The 687-nt window shown below is 63.3% G+C and carries 2 protein-coding genes; both read right to left on the reverse strand.

The features are described from left to right. A partial coding sequence (locus tag FEV53_RS22330) for a transposase (protein ID WP_425465515.1) occupies positions 1-224 on the reverse strand: 224 nt, incomplete at its 3' end. Further along, entirely contained in the window at positions 145-621 is a 477-nt protein-coding gene (locus FEV53_RS20535; RefSeq protein WP_142836435.1) for a transposase, read from the reverse strand. The genes FEV53_RS20535 and FEV53_RS22330, both read right to left, overlap by 80 nt. Positions 622-687: the final 66 nt, after the last annotated feature.

Genomic DNA, 687 nt, shown 5'->3' on the forward strand with positions numbered 1-687 from the left:
ACCTGAGCCAGCAGCTCGGGCAGCGCGCCGGGATCGCCGACATGCTCAGTGGTCAGGTTTGAGGTGACGATGTGACCGCTCCCCGGGTCGAGGCCGATATGCAGTTTGCGCCAGGTTTTGCGGGACTTCGGCAGCCCGTGCTTCTCACTCATCCAGTCCCGACCGCCATGGATGCGAAGCCCATTCGCCATGGTCGCTCGAACCGATGGCGCGACATGGCTCATTATCCACGATGAGCGTGATCGGACCACCTGTGGGTTTCCGGCCCGGCGCTATCTTCAAGGACGGCGCGCGGCGGCGGAGCGTGGAGAAATTCGGCACGGGTAAGTCAACCCGCACGAGCCGCAGCAGGCTCCGGACAAACCCTTGCGTTTGTCGAAGCGCCAGTCTGAGCACGACACGCACGGTCAGACAGGCCGAGACCGCCAGGTCCGAATACCGCCGCCGCGCACCGCGCTTGCCAGAGAGCGGTGAGATCCAGCCGGCCATCGCATCCTCGCTGAGCCAGACCGTCACATCACCGCGCCGGCGGAGGCTCTCGTTATAGTCGGCCCAGTTCGTGACCCGGTACTTTGCCTTCGCAAACTTGTCCCGTCGTGATGCGTTGTGCTTGAAAGGCATCCCGTTGTCCCGTCGCTACATCTATCGGCCAGCTACGCAGTCAGATGGTTTCGTGCAACAAGGTCC

Source organism: Palleronia caenipelagi (genome assembly GCF_007004065.1).
GTDB classification, from domain to species: Bacteria; Pseudomonadota; Alphaproteobacteria; order Rhodobacterales; family Rhodobacteraceae; genus Palleronia; species Palleronia caenipelagi.